The sequence below is a fragment of the Lentzea sp. HUAS12 genome, from assembly GCF_024125735.1.
Lineage (GTDB): Bacteria > Actinomycetota > Actinomycetes > Mycobacteriales > Pseudonocardiaceae > Lentzea > Lentzea albida.
Genome location: NZ_CP099738.1, coordinates 1144461 through 1165808 on the forward strand (window position 1 = coordinate 1144461; position 21348 = coordinate 1165808).

The window sequence follows — 21348 nt, forward strand, 5'->3', positions numbered from 1 at the left end:
AAGGCCCGGTGCGCACACTCCTCGTCGACAACTACGACTCCTTCACCTACAACCTCTACCAGTTGCTCGGTGAGGTGAACGGGCAGCCGCCGACGGTCGTGCGCAACGACGTCGACTGGTCCGCCCTGCACCCAGGCGACTACGACAACATCGTGATCTCGCCGGGTCCCGGGCACCCCAACCGGCGGCGGGACTTCGGCGTCAGCGCGACCGCGATCCTCGACTCCCGGCTGCCGGTGCTCGGGATCTGCCTGGGGCACCAGGGTGTGGCGGAGCTGTTCGGCGGATCCGTCCGGCACGCGCCCGAGCCGATGCACGGGAGGATTTCGAGCATCCTCCACAACGGCGAGGACCTCTTCGCCGGCCTCCCGTCGCCGTTCTCCGCGGTGCGGTACCACTCCCTCGCGGTCACCGAACTCTCCGACGAGCTGGTCGGCACGGCGTGGACGCAGGACGGCGTCCTGATGGCGTTGCGGCACCGCAGCAAGCCGATCTGGGGCGTGCAGTTCCACCCCGAGTCCATCTCGACGGAGTACGGGCGCGAACTGCTCGGGAACTTCAGCGCGCTCACGCTGGAGCATCGCGACCAGGCCCGTCTCACCCCGCAGCCGTCCCACGACCTGCTGCACGTCCGCAAGCTCGACTTCGCCCCCGACACCGCGACCGCCCACACCGAGCTCTTCGCCGGGAAGCGGTGCGGCTTCTGGCTGGACAGCGGCACGGACGCCGACGCGCGCTCCCGCTTCTCCGTCCTGGGCGACGGCACGGGTCCCCTCGCCGAGTACGTGACCTACGACGTGGCCACGCGCACGGTGCGGGTGGAGACGGCCGGGGGAGTGGCCGAGCACCGGGACGAGGGCATCTTCGAGTACCTGGACTCGCAACTCCGCTCCCGGCACGTACCCGCCGCCCACGACCTGCCGTTCGACTTCAACCTCGGCTACGTGGGCTACCTCGGCTACGAACTGAAGGCCGAGGTCGGGGCGCGGGCCGAACACACCTCGTCCACACCGGACGCCGCACTGCTGTTCGCCGACCGGGCGGTCGTGGTGGACCACGTCGAGAACTCCACGTACCTGCTGGCGCTGGGCGCGTCTCCCGGCGACCCGGACGCGGTGAAGTGGCTCGACAAGACCGCTCACCGCCTCGAGCTGCTGCCCGCGGCGGAGGCCGGCAGGCGGACTCCGCCGGTCACCGCCGCGGCGCTCGGGGACGGGTTCGTCCCGCGCCACGACCGGGCGCAGTACCTGGCGCGGATCGACGACTGCCTCGAGGAGATCCGCAACGGCGAGTCGTACGAGATCTGCCTGACCAACATGGTCACCGCCGGCGCGGTGCACGACCTGGAGCAGACCTACCGGGTGCTCCGGGACATCAGCCCCGTCCCGTACGGGGCGTTGCTCGACTTCCCGGGAGTGGCCGTGCTCAGCGCCTCCCCGGAGCGGTTCCTCGCCATCGACGCGGGCGGGGTCGCGGAGTCCAAGCCGATCAAGGGCACGCGCCCGCGCGGGGCGACGCCCGCCGAGGACCTGGCGCTGAGCGAGGAACTGCGCCACAGCGAGAAGGACCGCGCCGAGAACCTGATGATCGTCGACCTGCTCCGCAACGACCTGAACACCGTGTGCGAGGTCGGGTCCGTTCACGTGCCGAAGCTGTTCGACGTCGAGACGTACGCGCCGGTGCACCAGCTCGTGAGCACCGTCCGCGGCCGGTTGCGCCCAGGCGTCTCGGCGGTGGAGTGCGTGCGGGCCTGTTTCCCGGGCGGCTCCATGACCGGTGCGCCGAAGCTGCGCACGATGGAGATCATCGACCGGCTGGAGGGCGGGCCGCGCGGCGTGTACTCGGGTTCGCTCGGCTGGTTCTCGCTGAACGGTGCCGCGGACCTCAGCATCGTCATCCGCACGATCGTGGCGACACCCGAGGGGGTCTCCTTCGGGGTCGGCGGCGCGATCGTGAGCCTGTCCGACCCCGTCGAGGAGTTCGAGGAGACCCTGGTGAAGTCCCGCGCGATGGCGATGGCCATCACCGGCTCCGAGGCGCCGCCCGCCGAGGGGGAGGTGCGGCGTGAATGAGTCCGAGGCCTTTCGCGGAGGCATCCGGCGTGCAGTCGTCGCGGGCGGTTCCGGCGCTGTGGGCCAGATGTTCACCGCGCTGCTCGCCCGGTCCGGCGTCGCGGTGTGCGTGGTGGATCCCAGCCCTCCCGCGTCGACGCCGCCAGGGGTCCGCTGGATCGGCGGTGACGTCCGCGCACCCGGCGAGGCGGTGAGCGCCGAGGTGTCGGGCGCGGACCTGCTGCTGCTCGCGGTGCCGGAACCGGTCGCCGTCGCGGCGGTCCCGGTGCTCGCGCGCCTGCTCCCCGGCCGGGCGTTGCTGGCCGACACCCTCTCGGTGAAGGAGCGGATGGCGAACGCCGTGCGGGACTTCCCGGACCGGCAGGCCGTGTCGCTCAACCCGATGTTCGCGCCGGCGCTGGGAATGCGGGGACGACCGGTGGTGTCCGTCGTGTTCCGCGACGGGCCGCTGGTCGACGACCTGCTGGCCCTGGTCGGGGCGTCCGGCGGCCGGGTCGTGCGCATGGACGCGGCGCGGCACGACAGGCTGGCCGCCACCTCGCAGGCGTTGACGCACGCCACCGTCCTGGCGTTCGGGCACGCGCTGCGCACCCTCGACGCCGACGTCGAGGAACTGGTCGCCGTGGCGCCCCCGCCCCACGCGACACTGCTCGCCCTGCTGGCGAGAATCGCCTCCGGTGAGCCGGAGGTGTATTGGGACGTCCAATCAGGAAATCCGCTGGCACCGGACGCCCGTGACGCACTCGCCCGCGGGGTGGAACACGTGCGCGACGTCGTCGAAAACGGCGACGGTGCGGATTTCGAACGACTTCTGCGCGATGCCGCCGAAGTGCTCGGTGATCGACTGCAATACTGGCAAGGCATGTGCGCCCGACTGTTCACCAGCACCGCGCTCGTCGCTTCGGAGGAAAAAGTGTGAGCGGCACGGAGTCGCGTGTTGTCCAGTGAGCGATGAAAACGCAATGGGAAGCCACGAGAAGAGACACATGGAAGCGTTGAAAACAACCCTGCGCGGTTCGGCCAGGACCCTCGCCGTGGGCCAGCTGATCAGCAAAACCGGCGACGGCGCGTATTACGTGACCTCGGCGCTGTTCTTCACGCAGGTCGTCGGGTTGTCGCCGGCCGAGCTCGGCCTCGGGCTCACCATCGCCTGGACCGTGGCGCTGGCGGTCGGCGTGCCACTCGGTCACCTGTCGGACCGCATCGGCCCCCGCGAAACCGCGATCTTCTTCTTCTGCTGTGCCGCCCTGGCCGCGGGTTCCTACGTCTTCGTGCGCTCCTTCCCGCTGTTCGTCCTGGCGGCCACGGTGTACGCCATCGGCCAGCGCAGCGGCTCCGCCGCGCAGCAGGCGTTGCTGGCCGGGGTCGTGCAACGGGAGAACATCACCACGGTCCGCGCGTTCCTGCAGGCCGCGAGCAACGCCGGACTGGCGTTCGGCGCCGCGCTGGGCGGCGTGGTGCTGCTCTTCGACACCCGTGAGGCGTACCTGACGGCCTTCGCCGTCAACGCGTGCGTCTTCCTCGCGGCATCGCTGGTGCTGACGAGGGTGCCGGCCGTCGCCCCGGCACCGGCCGCCACCGAGGGCGAGAAGTCCCGGTCGGTGCTCAAGGACCGTCCTTACGTCGCCGTGAGCCTGCTGAACCTGGTCCTGGTGCTGCACGGTCCGCTGATCGACGTGGCCCTGCCGTTGTGGATCGTGAACCACACCGAGGCCCCGAAATGGGTCCTGGCGGCGATGTTCATCCTGAACACGCTGGCGGTCGTCGTGTTCCAGGTGCGCGTGGCGCGCGGCGTGACCGACCTGACGAGCGCGGGGCGATACGTGGTGAAGGGCGGCCTGCTGCTCGGTCTGAGCTGCGTGGTCTTCGCCTATTCCGGGAGCGGCGACTCGTTGTGGTCCGCGGCATTGCTGCTCCTGACCGCCGCCGCGATCCAGACCGCGGGCGAGATGATGCAGTCGGCCGGTACGTGGGAGATCAGCTTCGGTCTCACCCCCGACGGGCGGCACGGGCAATATCAGGCGTTCTTCGGTTCCGGCCACACGGTGGCGGAACTCATCGGCCCGCTCGTGCTGACCGGACTGCTCGTCTACTGGGGACCGCCCGGCTGGATCCTGCTCGGCGTGCTCTTCGTCGTGGCGAGTTTCCTCATGGTTCCGGCGGCGAAGTGGGGAGAGCGCCGCATGAATGCCGGCAAGGCGTCGGCAGGAGCATCACCGTCGGGTGTGGAATAGGCTCTCAGAATCAGGAGAATCGTGTCTTCAGGCAGCTTGTACGAGATGGTCGGGAAGACTTCATGGCCGCACTCCTGACTGCCGCGGCACAACAACAGCCGGAGTGGGTCGATCGGACGGCACTGGCCCACGTGACCGCCAGGCTGGCGGTCAGCCCTCCACTGGTGACCGCGTCGGCCGTGCGAGATCTGCGAACCGTCCTCGCGAACGTGGCCCTGGGCAACGGGGTGGTCGTCCAGGCGGGGGACTGCGCCGAGGACCCGGCCGAGCGGACGGCCGCACACGTGCGCGGCAAGGTGGCGCTGCTCGACCAGCTGGCCGACCGCGTCGCGGACATCACCGGGCTGCCGGTCACCCGCGTGGGGCGCATCGCCGGGCAGTTCGCCAAGCCGCGGTCCCAGCCGACCGAGTGGGTCGACGGCCGGGAACTGCCCGTGTTCCGCGGGCACATGGTGAACAGTCCCGTGCCGGATCCGTTGCTCCGGCAACCACAACCCCGGCGCATCCTGGACGGTTACCACGCGGCGCGGGAGATCATGAAGCACCTGGCGCAGGACGCGCGGGTGTGGACGAGTCATGAAGCGTTGCTGCTCGACTACGAAACGCCGATGGTGCGGCGTGACGAACTCGGGCAGGAGTTCCTCGGCTCGACGCACTGGCCGTGGATCGGCAACCGCACCCGCAGTCCCGAGGGCCCTCACGTAGCACTGCTGGCGCGGGTCTCCAACCCGGTGGCGTGCAAGGTCGGCCCAGGTACCGGCGAGGACGAACTGCTGGACCTGTGCGAGCGACTGGACCCCGATCGCGCCCCCGGCCGGTTGACCCTGATCGCGCGGATGGGCGCGGGTGCGGCAGCGGAGCAGCTGGCGAGGTTGGTCAGAGCGGTGCGCGGGGCGGGCCACCCGGTGATCTGGTCGATAGATCCCATGCACGGCAACACGGTGAACACCCCCGGCGCGCTGAAGACGCGGTTCCTCGAGGACATCACCTCGGAGGTGCGGCGGTCGGTGGCGGCCATCCGCGGTGCCGGTGGCGTGGCGGGCGGCCTGCACGTCGAGACCACGCCGCAGCAGGTCACCGAGTGCGTGTACGACTCGGGACAGCTCAGTCTGGTGGGGGAGTGCTACACGACGTTCTGCGACCCCCGGCTGAACCCAGGCCAGGCGTTGCTGGTGGTGACCGAGTGGGCGAAGCGCGCCACCGGCGGGGCACGCGGAGGAGTGTCATGACTCGTCACGTCTCAGCGCCGCAACAGGAAGCGCTGTGGTGGATCCAGCAACGCTCGGCCCGCAAGGACCTCTACAACCTGACCTGGAGGATGTCCGTCGGCCGGTTGGACGCGGACGCGCTCGACCGGGCCTGGCAGGCCGTCGTGGAGCGGTACGAGGTCCTGCGGACGGCGCTCGTGCACGAGGACGGCGCGGTGTGGCAGGAGGTCGACGCCAAGGCGGCGGTCACCCTCGACGTCTGGAGGTGGCCGCGAGAGGCGCAGGACGCGGTCCTGCCGGGGCGCGACCTCCTCGACGAGGTGGCGCGACACCTCCACAGCACGCCGTTCGACCTGGGCAGGGCTCCGCTGGCCCGCCTCTCCCTGGTCGTGGTGGGGGAGCTCAGCGAACTGGTGCTGACCGCGCACCACGCGGTGGTGGACGGCTGGTCGATGCAGCGGCTGGTGCAGGACCTGGCCGACGCCTACCACGCCGAACTGGCGCGGCCCGGCAGCGCCGAGTTCCCCGAACCCGCGGTGCGGTTCACCGAGCACGCGGTGAGGGCGCGGCAGGCCATGACCGACGGGAGCTGGCAGGCGGACACGGCGTACTGGGTGCGCTCACTGTCCGATGTGGAGAGTGCGACGCTGGTGCCTGATCGCCCGCGCCCGCACCAGGTTCCCGGCGAGCCGGGTGCCGTGCTGCGGCACCCGTTGAGCCCCGAGGCGTCCGACGGCGTGGCCGCGTTGACCGACCGCGGTGGCATGACCCCGTTCGCAGCCTACCTCGCCGCCCTGTACGCCGTGCTCGGCCTCGGAGGTGTGCGCGGGCGGCCCGCGGTGGGCGTGGGGGTGGCCAACCGGTTCAGCGAACCCGACGCAGACTGCGTCGGCTACCTCGCGAACGTCGTCGTCGCGACGGGGGAGCTGCTCGAGGGCGACACCCTGGACGACCTGGTCGCCCGCACGCGCGACGGCTTCTGGGACGGCCTGCCCCACCAGCACGTCCCGTTCTCGTTGCTGCACAACGCCTTGCCGGTCGAGGACAGGAACCGGCTGGGCGCCACCCCGGCCGTCATGCTGACCTACCACGGGAAGATCGGCGCCGGCGTCCTGCTCGGGGAGCGGGAGACCCGGCTGAAGGCCAGTCCCAACACGAGCGCGGTCAACCACGTGACGCTGGGCGTCTTCGAGGGCCCTGAAGGGACCGTGATCGAGGCGGGGTACGACACCGGCCGTTTCGACGAGTCCACCGTGCACACCCTCCTCACGGACCTCGAACGGGTCCTGGAGGCGGGAGTGCGCGCCGATGTGCCGGTCAGCACCCTGCACGTCCGGTCCCGCACCACGGCGGACCTGGCCGCTGCCAACGACTTCGCAGTCGGTGAGCAGGCCGCGCAGGAGGACTTCGCAGACGACGAACGGACCTCGTCGATCGAGGAGTCGGGAACCCGGGGAGCCGTCGCCGAGATCTGGCGCAGGACCCTGAGGTTGCCCTCGGCGGAAGCGGGAGGCGACTTCTTCGCGCTGGGCGGGCACTCCCTGCAGGTGTTCGACCTCTTCGCGGAGGTCCAGGAGGCCACGGGCAGCCAGGTGGACATGATGGACTGGCTCGACACCCCCACCCTGGGCAGGCTGGTCGAGCTCACCGGGCAGGCGGCGGTGGCGGAACAGCCGGGCTCGCCCGGCGTGCTGCTGAGGCAGGGCGAGCGGAACGAGCCGCACCTGCACCTCATCCACCCGGCGGGCGGTGCCGACCAGGGCACGTACAAGGACCTGGCGGCCGCGCTGCCGCAGGGCTGGAGGGTGACCATGTCGCCCGACGGGGACCAGGAGACCCTGGTGGGGATGGCGGACCACCACCTGGAGGGCCTGCGCACCGGCCGGATGCCGGACGTGGTGGGCGGCTGGTCGCTCGGTGGCCTGATCGGCTACGTCATGGCCGTGCGCCTGCGTCGAAGCGGTGCCACGCCACCGCCGCTGGTGCTGATCGACCCGCCCGCCCCGGACGGCAGTTCCTCCACCGAGGCCGGGCGCGAGCTGGAGTCGTTCCTCCACACGGTCCTGCGCGCGGTGGACGCACCGGCACTGGTTCCGGCCGAGCTGCGGCTGTCGCCCGAAGAACCCGAACGCGGGCTGGGTGTTCTGGCGGCACTGCTGAACGCCGTGGGCTCCTCGCTGTCCGTCGACGCCCTGCGCAGCCGTTTCGACGTGATCCGGCGGCACTGGACGGCCGTCGACGGCTTCGTCTCGGACGAACCCGTCGACGTCCCCTCGGTGCTGGTGGCCGCCGAACTGCCGGAAGAGGCCGTCGCGCGGTGGAGGTCCCTGCTCGGGCCCGGCATGGTGCTGGTGGACGTCGACGCCGACCACTTCGAGGTGGTCAGGAACCCGTTCGCGGCGCGGATCGCCGAGGCGGTCGTGGCGTGCCTGGGGGGAGGAGCCGGCCGGACCCCGTCTGGCGAGTAGTCGCTCACCCGGCGATCTTCTTCGCCTCCTTCACCGCCGTGCCCCAGGCGTCGTTCGCGTTCTTGCCCTGTTCGACGGACCGCAGCGCCGGGCCGAACGCGTCCTCCTGGATCTGCCCGTCGGCGGGCCCCTTGTGCTGCGCGGCCTTGACCTTCTGCACCTGCGCGGCGAACAGGGCGCCCGCCTTCACGTTGTCGAAGTACGGGTTGACCTGCTCCAGCAGTGCCCGGTTCTCCAGCGCGTCGATCTGGCTGGGGAAGGTCCCCCTGGCCTGGAACGCCTTGATCTGCTGTTCGGGCGCGGTCAGCCAGGCGGCGAGCTCGGCGGCCTTCCCGGCGTTGCGGCTCTGCTTCGGCACGGTCAGGTAGGAGCCGCCCCAGTTGCCGCCGCCGTCGGGGAACGCGTCGGTGACGGCCCACTTGCCGGCGTTCTCCGGCCCCGCCTGCGTCTCGATGACGCCGAGCATCCACGACGGGCACGTCGTGGTGGCGAACCTGCCGAGCTTGAAGCCGGTGTTCCACTCGTTGCTGAAGGCCGTGAGCTTCGCCGACTGCCCTCTCGCCACGGCGTTCGTGACGGCGTTCCAGTCGTTGCGGATGTCCGGGTTGGACTCGACGACGAGCGTGTCGGAGGTGTCGAAGTAGCCGACGTCGTGCTGGTTGTGCATGGCGTTGAAGATCTGCGCCGCGCTGTCGAACCAGGCGACACCGGAGACGGCGGCGACGAACCTGTCACCCGCGGCGAAGTAGCTGTCCCAGGTGGCGAAGAGCTGCCGGACGTCGTCGGGTTCGGAGGGCAGGCCGGCTTCGGCGAAGAGGTCCTTGCGGTAGCACAGGGCGAGCGGGCCGATGTCCGTGCCGTAGCCGATGAGCCTGCCGTTCCTGGTGGTCGCGGCCTCGACCTTCCACCTGAGCCAGCGATCCGGCGTCACGGCCTCCGGGCCGATCTCCAGCAGGTCGTGGAACTGGTCGGACCTGGCCATGACCTGGCTCAGGTACCCCTCCTCGACGGCCTCGACGTCGGCGAGACCCGACCCCGCGCCCAGCTTCGTGAAGAGGTTCTGGTGGTGCGGGGCGCCCTGGCCGGTCTTGCGCGGAGTGATCTTGACGTCCGGGTGGGCGGCCTCGTACTCCCGGAACAACTCCTCGTAGCCGAACTCGTTGAACGTGGCGACGGTCAACTCGGTTCTGCCGTCGGCGGTCCGGTTCGCCGCTCCTCCCGCGCCGCAGGCGGCGACGACGGTGGAGACGACGACACAGACCACCACTCTGACCCAGTGGCGGGGACGCACGTGAGAACTCCTCTAGCGGCGGCGGTAGAGCTGGGAGCGTTCCCAGGTTGGGGAGTGTCATATTGCCCCGCGCGACGTGTCAAGCTCCGCGTCCTGAGTAATGCCCGCACTTGCTGTTCTGTGGTGACATCTAGGATTCTGAGCTGCGGCAATGCTGAAAACGCATACCTGGCGAACCTGATGACGGGCCGGAGCGAATCGGTTCGCAGTGCTGCCGGAAAGACCAGCGATACTGGGAGCGCTCCCGGAATATGGGAATCGGGCTCTTCCTTCTGGCGTGTCACCCGAATGTCGTATCGGCGGCGTGAAAGCTCTGTTCGCGGGGTATGTCACCCCTGCGGCGCGAGCACGAGCGCAACCGAGTTGAGGATCGTGTAAGCGCAACGTAACGTCCGGATGTACGCGTGGTGACGAAGTGCGTTGGAGGATTCGGTAGTGATGCGTCTGCGGGGTGCACGATGACGGTCGAGCCAGCCGAAGGCACTGCGGCGGTTGTGCAGACCGCCGATCGGGACGGGGTGCTCGTCGCCACGGTCACCGGGGAGCTCGACGCGGCCACCGTCGACGCCGCCGGCACCGCCCTGACCGAACTCCTGGACAAGCAGCCGGCCGCCCTCGTGGTCGACCTCGCCGTGTCGTTCCTGAGCTCGGCGGGGTTGTCGATGCTGCTGAAGCTGCACGGCCGGGCCCAGAACGACGGCATCGGGTTCGTGATCGTGGCGCAGGACAACGCCGCTCAGCACCCGCTGTTCATCAGCGGGTTGAGCGAGGTCCTCCCGCTCGCCGACACCGTCGACGACGCCGTCGAATCGGTTCGCGAGTCCGGCGACTGATCGGCGCCTGACCGGGGCCGCACCGGTCTCGCCGTCGACTCGCTGCACCGGCTGGTGGGCGGGTGGCGTGACGACGAGAGCGACTTCTGGCCGGTCGTGCCCGGCGCGTGCTGAGCGCTCAGAGCGACTGACCCGGTGCGTTCACCGCGATGTCCCACCGGCCGCGCGGGAGCTGGCTCGGCAGGCTGCGGCGGAAGTCGGTCCGGACGATCGTGCACAGCGAGCGGATCTCGGCCATCCGCTGCGCCGCGCCGACCGGTGGGCCGGTGGCGGTCCAGGGCGTGCGGGCGCGGCCGAGGAGGAGCTCGGCGAACGTGTGGGCGATGCCGGCGTGGCCGTGGGTACCGGGGTGCACGCGGTCGATCGACCACATGCGCGGCGCGTGGGTGCGCTCGTCGTGCCAGAGGTCGTGCATGACCGCCTCGTGCTGGGCGGCGATCGTGCGCACCAGGTCGTTGACGTGCTGCAGGCGTGAGCGCGTCGCCTGGTGCCGGGCCGGGGGACCGGGCCAGCGCCGCGTGACGTCGGGCAGGGTCGCCATGATCACGCGGGCGCCGCTGTCGCGCAGGGCGGCGACGGCGTGGGTGAGCGCCTTGCCGACGGCGGGACCGTCGAAGCCGTCGCGGTCGAACGCGTCGTTGGCGCCCGCCACGACGCTGACGAGGTCGGGCTTGCTCCGCAGTGCGGGCTCGAGCTGGTGCTCCAGCACGTCCCGGGTGCGCCATCCGCGGACCGCGAGGTTGTCGTACTCGAGACCCGGCCAGGCGTGGGCGAGCTCGCCGGCCAGGACGTCGGCCCAGCCGCGCAGGCTGCCGTCCCGGCGGGGATCGCCGACTCCCTCCGTGACGCTGTCGCCCAGCGCCACGAACCGCCGCACCGGCTGAGTACTGTCAACCATACTCAGCACGGTAGTCCATACCGGGGGACGTCTCCCGCACGGCCTCCGCGGGGGTGCCGGGAACCTGTGACAGAGTGCGCGCATGCAGCACCACGGCGCGCCGGAGCCGACCGCCACGCCACCTGCGGACGACGCGCACGAGTTGCGGTGGAGGCGCGAGGCCTGGCGGCTGGAACCGGACTCCGCCCAGCGCGCGCTGGACGTGCTCGTGCCGCGCAGCGCCGGGCAGATCGTGCGCGAGGCCTTCTACGGCACGCGGCGATTCGACGACTTCCTGCGCCACACCGGCATGACGCGCGGCGTGCTGTCGGCGCGCCTGCGGGAGCTGACCGGCCAGGGCATCCTCGTCAGGGTCGCCTACCACGACGTCGGCTCCCGGGGCCGCCACGAGTACCGGCTCACCGACAAGGGACGTGACCTGGCCGCGGCCATCATCAGCCTGCTCACCTGGGCCGACCGCTGGCTGCCGAGCCCGGCGGGACCCACCGTGGCGCTGTCTCACCGCGAGTGCGGCGCGCCGATCCGCACCGAGATCCGCTGCGGCGAGGGCCACCGCGTCGACAGCATCGGTGACATCCGCGCCGAACCCGGGCCCGGTGCCCGGCCGCAGTCCTAGCGTTCGCGCAGCCCTCGCACGAAGGCGGCCTGCCCGACGTGCTGCAGGTCGTCTTCCAGCACGCTGACGAGGCGCACCGCGCGGGTCACCGGCGGGTCCCACGACTCGTCGATCACCGTCGAGAGGTCGTTGACGTCCAGTTCACGCAGGTACGCCCGGGTGCGTTCATGTACGGCCCGGTGGTAGCCGAGCAGCAGGTCGGCCGACGCCCGCACGGCCGCGACCTGCTCGTCGTCGTGGCCGTAGCCGGTGTCGCCGCGGGGCAGCGGCAGGTCGAACCGGTCCGCCCAGCCGTCGGCGGTCCAGGCCTGGTCGGTGTCCGCGAGGTCGGCGACGTGGTCGTCCTGCACGCGGGTGAGGTGCCAGACGAGCCAGGCGATCGAGTTCGCCGAGCCGTCGACCCGGTGTGCCAGGTCGTCGGGGGACAGGCCGTCCACGACCTCCGCCACCGCCTGCTGGACCCTGTTGAACCCGTCGAGCAACAGGTCCGTTGCACTGATCTTGCTCATGACTTCCGACTACCCACAACGGGGCGTTCGTGCACCCACTCGACAGGTGTCGAACCGGAGGCAGTCATACAGTGACTGTTGTCGTGCGAAAGCACACCCTGTCGTCTCTACCATCGGGCTGACGAAAGGCGTGGCGATGCATCGGAACGCGGCACCATGAGCGAGGACCTGCAGCGGGTGGTGGACACGCTCGCCCGGCAACTCGGCCGGGCGGTCGCGGTCGACGACGTCCACTTCCGGCTGCTCGCCTACAGCGCGCAGGCCGGTCCGATTGACGACATGCGCGCACGGGTCGTGCTGACCAGGGAGGCGCCGCCCGAGGCGGTCGCGTGGCTGCGGAAGTTCCGGCTCCAGCGCGCCGACGGACCGGTGCGCCTGCCCGCGACCGACGAGATGAACCTGCTGCCGCGGGTCGCGATCCCGATCCGGTTCCAGGGCGTCCAGTTCGGCTACCTGTGGCTCATCGACGCCGACGAACCGGTGGACGACGCCGGGCTGGCCCTCGCCGGTGTCGCGGCCGACGAGGCCGCGGAGGTGCTGTTCCGCGAACGGGCTCTGGGCGAGCTGCACGACGCCCGCGTCGGCGAGTTCCTCCGCGACCTGATGTCGGACGACCACGTCGCCCGCACGCTCGCCGCGGACGGGCTCGTCGAGTCGGGCCTCTTCGCGGCACGCGGGGGTGTCGTCGCGATCGTCGTCGCACCCCTGCCGGTGGCCGGTCAGGACGTCGACGAGGGCGACCGCCTCGCGCTGGGAGCGGCTCTGCGCGCGGCGGCCCACACGATGCCGTTCCGCGAGAGCATGTACCTGGTCCGCCCCGGCCACGGGCTGTTCGTCGCCACGCAACGCGCCATGGAGCGGGTCCCGCGGCTCGCCGACGAACTGTGCTCGTCGGCGGTGCGGAGGCTCGGGCGCGCCGACCGGTGGCGGGCCGTCGTCGCCGGGGTGGGCCGCCCGACGGTCCGGCTGACCGACGTCGCCACCTCGTACCAGCAGGCCCTCGACGCGATCAGGGTCGCCGACGTCATCCCGGTGTTCCGGCCCGTCGCCCGCCACGACGCGCTCGGGATCTACGCGCTGCTGGTCGCGCAGCCGCGCGAGCAGCTCCGCAGCATGGGGGTCGAGCAGGCGATCACCGCGCTCGTCGACGCCGATCCGGCGCTCCTCGTCACCGCCGAGACGTTCCTCGACCGCGCGGGCGACTCCCGCGCGGTCGCCGAGCGCCTCAACGTGCACCGCGCGACGATCTACCACCGGCTCCGCCGCATCGAGCAGCTCACCGGCTTCGACCTGAGCGACGGCGAGCGCCGCCTCGTCCTGCACCTCGGCATCAAGGCGGCGAGACTGCTCGGCGACATCTGACGCGACCGATGTCGCGCGGATCCCCGCCACGGGGCGACGTTTCGAGCGTTCGTGCGGAAGTGGCGGCACCTAGACTCGACGACCATCTCGGTCCCGCAACCCACAGGATGACCATGTCTCTGCACCAGGACGCCGTGGTGGTGGACTGCCACAACGACCTCATCCTGCTGGTCGACCACTTCGACCAGCGCGCCAAGCCCGGTCACTTCCGGGAGTTCTGGCTCCCCGAGCTGCGGGCGGGAGGAGTCGACGTCCAGATCCTGCCCATCTGCCTCGAAGAGGCCTTCCAGTCCGAGGGCGGTCTGCGGCGCACGCTGCTGCTGGTCGAGCGCATCCACCGCCTCGCCGCCGAGCACAGCGAGGACGTCGCGGTCTGCGTGACCGGCGCCGAGATCGACGCGGCCGTCGCCGCCGGCAGGATCGCCCTCGTCATCGCGCTGGAGGGAGCGCACGGCATCGGCCAGGACGTCGCGCTCGTCCGCACCCTGCACCGGGTGGGCGTCCGGGTCATCTCCCTCGCCCACTTCGGCCGCACGTTCCTCGCCGACGGCAGCGGCCTCGACGCGACCTCGCGCAGCCGCCTCACCCCGCAGGGCATCCAGGCGCTGCGGGAGATGGAGGAGCTGGGCATCGTCTTCGACATCAGCCACCTCGGCCTCGGCGGCGTCGACCACGTGCTCGAGCTCGCCACCAGGCCGTTCCTCGCGACCCACTCGGCCTGCCTCGGCATCACCGACATCCACCGCAACCTCCACGACGACCACATCAAGCAGATCGCCGACCTCGGCGGCGTCATCGGCGTGGCGGCGGCCGTCCCGTTCTTCATCGACGCCCAGAACCCCACGGCCGACCGCGTCGCCGACCACGTCGAGCGGATCGTCGAGGTGGCGGGCATCGACCACGTCGGCCTCGGTCCCGACTTCATCGACGACTACTACCAGCAGGTCTACGGCGGCTGGATGCTCCCGCCGGGCTTCGAGGCCACGACCGCGCACGCCGAGGTCTCCCGCCCGTCGGACCTGCCGAGGATCACCGACGCGCTGGTGCGGCGCGGGTTCGCGGAGGCCGACATCCGCAAGGTGCTGGGCGAGAACGTGCTGCGGGTCCTGCGGGAGGTCATGGTCTGAGCACTTCCGGCACCCCGTGTTTTCGTCCCCGAGCGGGCGGGTATCGCTCGCGCATGAGCCGAACTCGTTGTCACGCAACAGGTGTCGAAGTGACGCTGCGGTCCAAGCCGATGGTCCTCGACTTCGCCGGCGAGTACGACGACGCGGGTCTGCGGCTGGTCGCCGAGCTGCCGGACGCGGGCGGTGCCGAGGACGGCGGGACCGTCGTGCTGGAGCGGGACGCGGCCACCGTGACCCAGCCCGGCGGCGAGATCCGCCTGGCCGCACGGGAACCGCTGCGCGTCGGAGGTGACCCGGCGGACGTCGAGTTCGTGCTGCCGGAGAGCCCGGAGTCGACTGTGCTCACCGTGCGCGGCCTCGTCGTGCGGGCGGAGGACGCCTGACAGGCGAGGCCTGCCAGGCGTGAGGAATCCTTCCAGCACCCTACGGAGAGGGATCCATCCCGCCGTCCCCGCCGCGTCCGTCCGGTTCGGACTCGTCGCGCCCCCGGTGCGGCCCGCCCGGGTTCTCGTCGGCCAGGGTGGGACGCGTGTGCTCGGCACCGACGTCCGCGTCCTCCAGCTCGCTCTCCGCCGTCATGCGGTCGGGCTCGGGCGTCGTCATCGCCACTCCTCCTGCCAGTCGTGGTGCGTGTCGAACGCCCCGGCGAGCAGCCGCAGCACCGTGTCGTCGTCCGTCTGCTCGACCTCGCTTCTCAGCAAGCCCACCTTGTCGCGGAACGGCACGAGTTCCCGCTCGTCGGCCGCCTGGGCCGGGCCGGGCAGCAGGAGGAGTCCCGCGCCGTCGTCGGTGCGGGTGATGCGCAGCCTGCCGCGGCGCTCCGCGTCGTCGATCAACGGGAGCTCCTCGCCGGCCAGACGTCGTTCGTCCTCGTCGAGCCGGTCGAGGACGAACGTCCGCAGTTCATCGTTGTCCATGGCACCGGGGTATCCGGCCTGCGTCCGGGTACGCCTGTGTCACGCCGGCGATCCGGTGACGCGGAACAGCGTGGTGCAGAAGGCCTGGCCGGTACTCACCGGACTGGTGGCGGTGCCGTCGCCGGTCGTGGTCCTCGTGATCGGCAGGATCCGCGGCCGGAAAGCCGGGGTACGGACGAACTTCACCGCGTTGCCCGTCGTGGCACTCGTCGACGTCGCCCTGCTGATCATCACCGGGGGAGCAGAGCTCTAGACGCGCCGCGTGCGCTGGCCGGCGCCACGTCCGAGCGCGAACCCGAGTCCGGCCATGCCGACCGCCAGCAGCAGGTGCAGCCAGTTGTCCGCGGTGTTGAGCGGCACGAAGTTCGCGCTGCTGTCGTGGTCGATCACCAGGCCGTACAGCCACAGCAGCAGGTAGACGATGCCACCGCCGACGAGGTACCGGTACGCGCCCTGCGCCGTGCGGGACAGGAGGAACCCGGCGACGCCGAACGCCAGGTGCACGATGTTGTGCAGGATCGACACCATGAAGACGCCCAGCAACATCGCCTGCGACTCGTGGCCGGCGAACATCAGGGTGTCGTAGTTCGTCGTGAGGCCGGGGATGAAGCCGGCGACGCCGACGAGGACGAACACGATGCTGACCGCCAGTGCCGCCTTCTGCACGGGTGTCCGCACCGCGTGATCGGTCCGGGACATGAGAACTCCAGGTGGGGAGCAGGGTCTCGCTTCGGTCGTGCCCGGCTACCCGTGCCTTTGCCGGGCAAACGGGCGCCGCGGCACGACGTCGGCGAGCGGTCAGCTGACGGCCGGTCCGGAATCACCCGAGCCCGAGAGGTCCTTGAGGTACTCGTGGCATTGCTTGGCCCTCGCCGAGTCCTCTTCCGTGACGCGGCGGAAGAAGTCGGCGATGTCCTGACGGCCGGCGTTGTCGGCGTCGCGGACGTACTGGCCGTAGTCGTGGCCCGCCTTGAGCGCGTGGTACTGCACGGAGATCAGGTCGTAGCTGACGTCGTCGAAGCCGGTTTCACCCGTGGCCATCGCGTACCTCCCCTGGTGTGTCGGTAGTCGGGTCATACCCGCGCGAATCCGGTCCAACCGATGTCGTGCATCCGGTTTTCCCGCTCGGGCAGGGGTATCCACGGCCCTCGTGCGCCTAGAGAGGGCGGATACATGAACACAGCAGGCAAGGCTTTGCTGGCAGCGGGTGCGGCGACCGCCGCGGTGGTGGCCAGGCGACGGCGACGCGCGGGAGCGGGTGGTTCGGGCGGACAGTGGCTCGTCGTGACGGTGAACCGCGCACCGCAGGAGGTGCAGGCCGCGCTCCCGCAGGAGCTGGCGCGGTTGCGGGAGGAGGTCGAACTCCAGATCACCCCCGCCTCGGGGGACAAGGGCACCGAACTGAGGGCCAAGCCCACCGCCGGGACGTCGGCGCACGACCTCCGGGTGGCGCTGCGCCGGGCCAAGTCGGTGCTGGAAGCCGGTGAGGTGGTGCGGGCCGACACCGCGCCCACCCATCCCGGACCGATGGGCAAGGCGCTGCAGCTCGTGACGAGCCGTGCGGCAGGAGGAGGCAGGCTGTGAAGGCTCTGTGCTGGGAGGGGATCAACGACGTCCGCGTGCAGGACGTCCCCGACCCGAAGCTGTTGAACGACCAGGACATGATCCTCAAGGTCGGCCTCACCACCGTGTGCGGCTCGGACCTGCACCTGCTCACCGGCTACATCCCGTTCATGCAGGCGGGCGACGTGATCGGTCACGAGTTCATGGGCGAGGTCGTCGAGGTCGGGCCGGGCGTGACGAAGCACCGGCCCGGTGACCGGGTGGTCGTGTGCTCGTTCATCGCCTGCGGCAACTGCTGGTACTGCCGCAACGAGCTGTACTCGTTGTGCGACAACACGAACACCAACCCGGCGATCACCCAGCACCTGTGGGGGGCCGACCCCGGCGGGATCTTCGGCTACTCGCACGCCATGGGCGGCTTCCGCGGCAGCCACGCCGAGTACGTGCGCGTGCCGTTCGCCGACCACACCGCGATCCCGATCCCCGAGGGCGTGGACGACATGAGCGCCTTGTTCACGTCCGACTCGGCGGCGACCGGGTGGATGGGCGCGGACCTCGGCGGCGTCCAGCCCGGTGACGTCGTCGCCGTGTGGGGCGCCGGTGCCGTGGGCCAGATGGCGGCGCGGGCGGCTCAGCTGCTCGGCGCGGAACGCGTGCTGGTCATCGACCGCTTCGACTACCGCCTGCGGCAGGCGGAGTCCGTGTTCGGGGTCGAGACGATCAACTACGAGCAGACGTCCGTCGGCGACGCGCTGCTGGAGGCCACCGGTGGGCGTGGCCCGGACGTGTGCATCGAGGCCGTCGGCTGCGAGGCGCACTCCACGGGCCCGCAGTACGTGTACGACCAGGTGAAGAGCAAGCTGAAGCTCGAGATGGACCGCCCCATCGCGGTGCGCGAGGCGATCTACAACTGCCGCAAGGGCGGTTCGGTGTTCGTGCTGGGCGTCTTCACCGGCATGGTCGACAAGTTCCCGCTGGGCGCCTTGATGAACAAGGGCCTGACGGTGCGCGGCGCGCAGCAGCACGGGCAGCGCTACATCCCGATGCTGCTGGACCGCATCGCGTCCGGCGAGCTCGCCACGAGCCACCTGGCGACGCACGTCATGCCGCTGGCCGAGGGCGCGCGCGGGTACGAGCTGTTCAAGAAGAAGGAAGACGACTGCATCCGTTCGGTGTTCCGCCCATGACCGCAGGCGATCCTCAGCCGGGTGGGGAAGGCGCGCACGGCTCCCTGTTCTTCGTGGGCAACGCCACCACCGTGCTGCGACTGGGCCCGTTCACACTCCTGACCGATCCCAACTTCCTCCACAGAGGACAGTGGACGCACATCGGTCAGGGCATCGTGTCGCGCCGGCTCGTCGACCCCGCCCTCGGGATCGCCGACCTGCCGGACCTCGACGGCGTCGTGCTCTCGCACCTGCACGGCGACCACTTCGACCGGGTGGCGAGCCGGGAGCTCGGCCGCGACCTGCCCGTCTTCACCACCCCGCACGCGGCGAAACGCCTGTCCCGGCGCGGTTTCCGCGAGACCGCGCCGCTGCGCACGTGGGAGACCACCACGCTGTCACGGGGCACGGCGACGCTCACCATCACGTCACTGCCGGGCAGGCACGCGCTCGGGCTGGTGGGCCACCTGCTGCCGCCCGTGATGGGCACCATGCTGGAGTACCGGGCGGGCGGGCGCCCGTTCCGCATCTACCTGAGCGGTGACACGCTGGTGCACCCGTCGTTGAGCGAGATCCGCACCCGCTTCGGGGACATCGACCTCGCGGTCGTGCACCTCGGCGGCACCAAGGTGCTGGGAGTGCTGCTCACGATGGACGGCGTGCAGGGAGCCGACCTGGTGGAGCTGCTCGCGCCGCGCACCACCGTGCCCGTGCACTACGAGGAGTACACCGTCATGAAGTCGCCGTTGTCGGACTTCACCGCGGAGGCGGCGCGGCGGCAGGAGAGGGGCGTGCGGGTCGTGAGGCGCGGCGAGACGCTGCCGATCTAGTGCGGGGCCCAGGCGGCGGCGCGATTCCCGCTCAGGACCACGATGGGTCCTGCTGAGCGCGGATCGCGCCGCCGACGCCGTACCGATGCCTACCGGGAGCGGTCACCGTGCGCGGCAAGGCCAAGATGCTCGTACGCGGCCAGCGTCTCCTGTGCGAGCCGGCGTCGCGAGTACCGGCTGAGAACGCGGTCGCGCGCCGCGATGCCGAACTGCTCCCTCAGCGTCTCGTCGGCGAGCAGCGTCTTGAGCGACCGCGCCAGCCGTCCGCTGTCCCGCGGCGGCACCAGCAGGCCCGTCACGTCCGGCAGGACGATGTCGCTGAGCGCGCCCACCGCCGTGGCCACCACGGGAACGCCGCAGGCCATCGCCTCGAGTGCCGTGCTGCCGAACGTGTCGGCGGAGGGGGCGCACAACGCCACGTCCGCCGACCTCAGCACCCCCGGCCGCACCCGGCGGGGGAGGGGGCTGACGTCCACCAGCTCGACGTGGTCCAGTGTGGACAGAGCCGCGTCGATCGCCGTGCGGTTGCAGGGATCCAGGTTCGCGGTGACGACGCGCATCCGGCCGTCGCGGATCTCGGCCGGGCCCTCCGGGGTGAACAGGGACGCGTCCACGCCGCTCGGGACGACGGACACCCTGGCGCGGCGCACGCCGTGCTGCCAGAGGTGAGCGGCCTCCTCCGCGCTCGTCGCCGTGATCCACGCGGCCCGGCGCGCGAGGAGGGTCTCGGCGTCGGAGCGCTGCCGCTCCGGGGACTCCCCGAGACCGTGGTAGGAGTGCACCACGGGGATCTGCCGGTGGTGCGCGCCGATCAACGAGGCGAGTCCGGACGTCCAGTGGTGCGAGTGCACGACGTCCGGCGGGAGCACCCGCCACCGCTCGGCGAGGAACGCGGCGAAGTCGCCGAGGTGCGCGGTGAACTCGTCCTCGGTGATGACGCGGGCGGGCCCGGCGGGCACGTGCACCACGTCGTGGCCCTCGTCGGCGCGCACCACGTCGGGAGACGTGGAATCGTCGCGCCGGGTGTAGGCGACCACGTCGTGGCCCGAGGCGCTCAATCCCGCGCAGAGTTCGGTGACGTGCGCGCCCTGTGCCGTGCATTCCGCCAGCGGACTCGCCTGCGCGGACACCATCGCGATTCGCATTCGACCGGTCACATCCTCGGTGTGATTTCGAGCTGCCGGCTCAACTCGACCAGTTCCGGTGATCTCGGTTCGTGACCGTATTGGTTTCCGGTGCCGCCGACAAACGCAGGTGCGCCTTTGTCGGACGTGCTCGGCGGGCCGGTGCGGCCTGGCGTGGCGTGAGCGTGCCTGGCGGGGCGGCGGCGGGCCTGGTGGAGATCCTGGGGCACGATTGTTCACCCCATGGAAAGGTGTCGCTGCGAATGTGTCGGATTTCGGCAGCTCATCTCGTCGGTGGCGCTCAAACCTCCAAAACAATGCATCACTCGAAGGTGTGGTTTGGAGGCTTTCCGAACGCTGCGGCGCCATCGCTGATTTTGCTTCGCCCGCATCGTTTGGATACGGTCCTGGCGGACTTGCGGACGGCATTCGCCGCTGCCGCGGTCAGTTCCCGAAAGATTTGATTGAGGAGATTTCTGTGCTGAAGAAGGCAGGGGCGGCCGTCGCTATCGCGGGCGCTTTCCTCGGTATGGGTTCCGCCGCGCTGGCCGACACCCCCGAGCTGGACATCACGGGTCAGTCCGGTGTCGCGCACCTGAACGACTCCGAGGTGCTGAGCGACATCAACGCCTGCTTCATCGACGTCAACGTCATCGCGGTGCCGGCGCTGTCGGGCAACGACAGCGGCCTGTGCGCCAACCCCGACGACAAGTGACGTGAGACGGCGCCCTGCCCCGACGGCGCGCCGTCCGCCGAACGGAGGCGGAGCGTGTGACCAGGGATGCCTGCTCCGCCTCCCGTCGTAGCACCCCCGCAGTTCGATCCACCCGGTTCTCGAGGAAGAAGACGTGATGCTGAAGAAGGCTTGTGCCGTGGCCGCTGTGGGCGCGGGTTTCCTGATGATGGGCACGCCCGCGTTCGCGACGCAGGACGAGCCCGTGGACATCGCTCCGCGGTACGACCACACCCACCAGGTGGGCCTGGTCAACCTCGACGAGTCCGAGGTCCTCAGCGACATCAACGTCTGCCACGTCGACGTGAACGTCATCGCGGTGCCGCTGTTCTCCAACAACGACAGCGGTACGTGCGCCAACCCGGACCTCGACGTCCACGGCGACTCGGACCGCTGA

General features: G+C 70.6%; 24 protein-coding genes. 16 read left to right on the forward strand and 8 right to left on the reverse strand.

Features of this window, described 5'->3' with window-relative positions; all coding sequences use genetic code 11:
- Positions 1-8 precede the first annotated feature (8 nt).
- The 5 genes from pabB (at position 9) to ND450_RS05335 (ending at position 7982) form a co-directional block, all read left to right on the forward strand.
- Positions 9-2072, forward strand: coding sequence for an aminodeoxychorismate synthase component I (gene pabB, locus ND450_RS05315; protein ID WP_253325033.1), 2064 nt, complete (start codon positions 9-11; stop codon positions 2070-2072).
- Entirely contained in the window at positions 2065-2991 is a 927-nt protein-coding gene (locus tag ND450_RS05320; RefSeq protein WP_253325034.1) for a prephenate dehydrogenase dimerization domain-containing protein, read from the forward strand. The genes pabB and ND450_RS05320 overlap by 8 nt, the downstream gene beginning before the upstream one ends.
- Positions 2992-3058: 67 nt before the next feature.
- The gene (locus ND450_RS05325; protein WP_253325035.1) at positions 3059-4306 is read left to right on the forward strand and encodes an MFS transporter; all 1248 of its coding nucleotides are present in this window, start codon (positions 3059-3061) and stop codon (positions 4304-4306) included.
- A gap of 62 nt (positions 4307-4368) precedes the next feature.
- On the forward strand, positions 4369-5535 hold the full coding sequence (locus tag ND450_RS05330) for a 3-deoxy-7-phosphoheptulonate synthase (RefSeq protein ID WP_253325036.1): 1167 nt from the start codon (positions 4369-4371) through the stop codon (positions 5533-5535).
- Positions 5532-7982, forward strand: coding sequence for a condensation domain-containing protein (locus ND450_RS05335; protein ID WP_253325037.1), 2451 nt, complete (start codon positions 5532-5534; stop codon positions 7980-7982). Before ND450_RS05330 ends, ND450_RS05335 begins: the two co-directional genes overlap by 4 nt.
- A 4-nt stretch (positions 7983-7986) precedes the next feature.
- Here the strand turns inward: ND450_RS05335 and ND450_RS05340 are convergent, their stop codons facing one another.
- Positions 7987-9273: an ABC transporter substrate-binding protein gene (locus tag ND450_RS05340; protein ID WP_253325038.1), complete on the reverse strand. Its 1287-nt coding sequence runs from the start codon at positions 9271-9273 to the stop codon at positions 7987-7989.
- Between the two features lie 458 nt (positions 9274-9731).
- Between ND450_RS05340 and ND450_RS05345 the strand changes: the two genes are divergently transcribed.
- On the forward strand, positions 9732-10106 hold the full coding sequence (locus ND450_RS05345) for an STAS domain-containing protein (protein WP_253325039.1): 375 nt from the start codon (positions 9732-9734) through the stop codon (positions 10104-10106).
- A gap of 118 nt (positions 10107-10224) precedes the next feature.
- On the opposite strand, the gene ND450_RS05350 is transcribed toward ND450_RS05345, so the two are convergent.
- A complete protein-coding gene (locus ND450_RS05350; protein WP_253325040.1) occupies positions 10225-11004 on the reverse strand; it encodes an SGNH/GDSL hydrolase family protein in 780 nt (259 codons plus the stop codon).
- An 82-nt stretch (positions 11005-11086) separates the two neighbouring features.
- Between ND450_RS05350 and ND450_RS05355 the strand changes: the two genes are divergently transcribed.
- On the forward strand, positions 11087-11620 hold the full coding sequence (locus tag ND450_RS05355) for a helix-turn-helix domain-containing protein (protein ID WP_253325041.1): 534 nt from the start codon (positions 11087-11089) through the stop codon (positions 11618-11620).
- Here ND450_RS05355 and ND450_RS05360 read toward each other — a convergent pair.
- A complete protein-coding gene (locus ND450_RS05360; protein ID WP_305885226.1) occupies positions 11617-12120 on the reverse strand; it encodes a DUF664 domain-containing protein in 504 nt (167 codons plus the stop codon). The genes ND450_RS05355 and ND450_RS05360 overlap by 4 nt on opposite strands.
- A 165-nt stretch (positions 12121-12285) precedes the next feature.
- Here ND450_RS05360 and ND450_RS05365 point away from each other — a divergent pair, with 165 nt between their 5' ends.
- From ND450_RS05365 to ND450_RS05375, 3 genes are all read left to right on the forward strand, one after another.
- Positions 12286-13491 (forward strand): CdaR family transcriptional regulator, encoded by a 1206-nt coding sequence (locus ND450_RS05365; protein ID WP_253325043.1) that lies wholly within the window; start codon positions 12286-12288, stop codon positions 13489-13491.
- A gap of 113 nt (positions 13492-13604) precedes the next feature.
- Positions 13605-14618 (forward strand): dipeptidase, encoded by a 1014-nt coding sequence (locus ND450_RS05370; RefSeq protein WP_253325044.1) that lies wholly within the window; start codon positions 13605-13607, stop codon positions 14616-14618.
- Between the two features lie 89 nt (positions 14619-14707).
- Positions 14708-15001 (forward strand): hypothetical protein, encoded by a 294-nt coding sequence (locus tag ND450_RS05375; RefSeq protein WP_253325045.1) that lies wholly within the window; start codon positions 14708-14710, stop codon positions 14999-15001.
- A 40-nt stretch (positions 15002-15041) separates the two neighbouring features.
- Here ND450_RS05375 and ND450_RS05380 read toward each other — a convergent pair whose 3' ends face one another.
- Positions 15042-15221, reverse strand: coding sequence for a hypothetical protein (locus ND450_RS05380; RefSeq protein WP_253325046.1), 180 nt, complete (start codon positions 15219-15221; stop codon positions 15042-15044).
- Positions 15218-15535 carry a hypothetical protein gene (locus ND450_RS05385; protein WP_253325047.1) on the reverse strand — a complete coding sequence of 106 codons (318 nt, stop codon included), beginning with the start codon at positions 15533-15535 and terminating at the stop codon, positions 15218-15220. Before ND450_RS05385 ends, ND450_RS05380 begins: the two co-directional genes overlap by 4 nt.
- Positions 15536-15590: 55 nt before the next feature.
- On the opposite strand from ND450_RS05385, the gene ND450_RS05390 reads away from it, so the two are divergent.
- On the forward strand, positions 15591-15788 hold the full coding sequence (locus tag ND450_RS05390) for a hypothetical protein (protein WP_253325048.1): 198 nt from the start codon (positions 15591-15593) through the stop codon (positions 15786-15788).
- On the opposite strand, the gene ND450_RS05395 is transcribed toward ND450_RS05390, so the two are convergent.
- The gene (locus ND450_RS05395) at positions 15785-16234 is read right to left on the reverse strand and encodes a DUF4383 domain-containing protein (protein WP_253325049.1); all 450 of its coding nucleotides are present in this window, start codon (positions 16232-16234) and stop codon (positions 15785-15787) included. The two genes, ND450_RS05390 and ND450_RS05395, sit on opposite strands and share 4 nt — an antisense overlap.
- Before the next feature lie 99 nt (positions 16235-16333).
- Positions 16334-16576: an acyl carrier protein gene (locus tag ND450_RS05400; protein WP_253325050.1), complete on the reverse strand. Its 243-nt coding sequence runs from the start codon at positions 16574-16576 to the stop codon at positions 16334-16336.
- A 132-nt stretch (positions 16577-16708) separates the two neighbouring features.
- On the opposite strand from ND450_RS05400, the gene ND450_RS05405 reads away from it, so the two are divergent.
- The 3 genes from ND450_RS05405 to ND450_RS05415 are packed head-to-tail and all read left to right on the forward strand — an operon-like array spanning position 16709 to position 19094.
- On the forward strand, positions 16709-17119 hold the full coding sequence (locus ND450_RS05405) for a hypothetical protein (protein WP_253325051.1): 411 nt from the start codon (positions 16709-16711) through the stop codon (positions 17117-17119).
- Positions 17116-18285, forward strand: coding sequence for a zinc-dependent alcohol dehydrogenase (locus ND450_RS05410; RefSeq protein WP_253325052.1), 1170 nt, complete (start codon positions 17116-17118; stop codon positions 18283-18285). Before ND450_RS05405 ends, ND450_RS05410 begins: the two co-directional genes overlap by 4 nt.
- On the forward strand, positions 18282-19094 hold the full coding sequence (locus ND450_RS05415; protein ID WP_253325053.1) for an MBL fold metallo-hydrolase: 813 nt from the start codon (positions 18282-18284) through the stop codon (positions 19092-19094). Before ND450_RS05410 ends, ND450_RS05415 begins: the two co-directional genes overlap by 4 nt.
- Before the next feature lie 89 nt (positions 19095-19183).
- Here ND450_RS05415 and ND450_RS05420 read toward each other — a convergent pair whose 3' ends face one another.
- Positions 19184-20239: a glycosyltransferase gene (locus ND450_RS05420; protein ID WP_253325054.1), complete on the reverse strand. Its 1056-nt coding sequence runs from the start codon at positions 20237-20239 to the stop codon at positions 19184-19186.
- A 457-nt stretch (positions 20240-20696) separates the two neighbouring features.
- Here ND450_RS05420 and ND450_RS05425 point away from each other — a divergent pair, with 457 nt between their 5' ends.
- The gene (locus tag ND450_RS05425; protein ID WP_089925141.1) at positions 20697-20933 is read left to right on the forward strand and encodes a hypothetical protein; all 237 of its coding nucleotides are present in this window, start codon (positions 20697-20699) and stop codon (positions 20931-20933) included.
- A gap of 136 nt (positions 20934-21069) precedes the next feature.
- The gene (locus ND450_RS05430) at positions 21070-21348 is read left to right on the forward strand and encodes a hypothetical protein (protein ID WP_253325055.1); all 279 of its coding nucleotides are present in this window, start codon (positions 21070-21072) and stop codon (positions 21346-21348) included.

Bases quoted from the DNA above. Each gene is read 5' to 3' on its own strand.
- ND450_RS05335 (WP_253325037.1), top strand. From the start codon at position 5,532: ATGACTCGTCACGTCTCAGCGCCGCAACAGGAAGCGCTGTGGTGGATC.
- ND450_RS05395 (WP_253325049.1), bottom strand. From the start codon at position 16,234: ATGTCCCGGACCGATCACGCGGTGCGGACACCCGTGCAGAAGGCGGCA.
- ND450_RS05405 (WP_253325051.1), top strand. From the start codon at position 16,709: ATGAACACAGCAGGCAAGGCTTTGCTGGCAGCGGGTGCGGCGACCGCC.
- ND450_RS05345 (WP_253325039.1), top strand. From the start codon at position 9,732: ATGACGGTCGAGCCAGCCGAAGGCACTGCGGCGGTTGTGCAGACCGCC.
- ND450_RS05325 (WP_253325035.1), top strand. From the start codon at position 3,059: ATGGAAGCGTTGAAAACAACCCTGCGCGGTTCGGCCAGGACCCTCGCC.
- ND450_RS05385 (WP_253325047.1), bottom strand. From the start codon at position 15,535: ATGGACAACGATGAACTGCGGACGTTCGTCCTCGACCGGCTCGACGAG.
- ND450_RS05355 (WP_253325041.1), top strand. From the start codon at position 11,087: ATGCAGCACCACGGCGCGCCGGAGCCGACCGCCACGCCACCTGCGGAC.
- ND450_RS05430 (WP_253325055.1), top strand. From the start codon at position 21,070: ATGCTGAAGAAGGCTTGTGCCGTGGCCGCTGTGGGCGCGGGTTTCCTG.
- ND450_RS05400 (WP_253325050.1), bottom strand. From the start codon at position 16,576: ATGGCCACGGGTGAAACCGGCTTCGACGACGTCAGCTACGACCTGATC.
- ND450_RS05365 (WP_253325043.1), top strand. From the start codon at position 12,286: ATGAGCGAGGACCTGCAGCGGGTGGTGGACACGCTCGCCCGGCAACTC.
- ND450_RS05415 (WP_253325053.1), top strand. From the start codon at position 18,282: ATGACCGCAGGCGATCCTCAGCCGGGTGGGGAAGGCGCGCACGGCTCC.
- ND450_RS05370 (WP_253325044.1), top strand. From the start codon at position 13,605: ATGTCTCTGCACCAGGACGCCGTGGTGGTGGACTGCCACAACGACCTC.
- ND450_RS05330 (WP_253325036.1), top strand. From the start codon at position 4,369: ATGGCCGCACTCCTGACTGCCGCGGCACAACAACAGCCGGAGTGGGTC.
- ND450_RS05420 (WP_253325054.1), bottom strand. From the start codon at position 20,239: ATGCGAATCGCGATGGTGTCCGCGCAGGCGAGTCCGCTGGCGGAATGC.
- ND450_RS05380 (WP_253325046.1), bottom strand. From the start codon at position 15,221: ATGACGACGCCCGAGCCCGACCGCATGACGGCGGAGAGCGAGCTGGAG.
- ND450_RS05350 (WP_253325040.1), bottom strand. From the start codon at position 11,004: ATGGTTGACAGTACTCAGCCGGTGCGGCGGTTCGTGGCGCTGGGCGAC.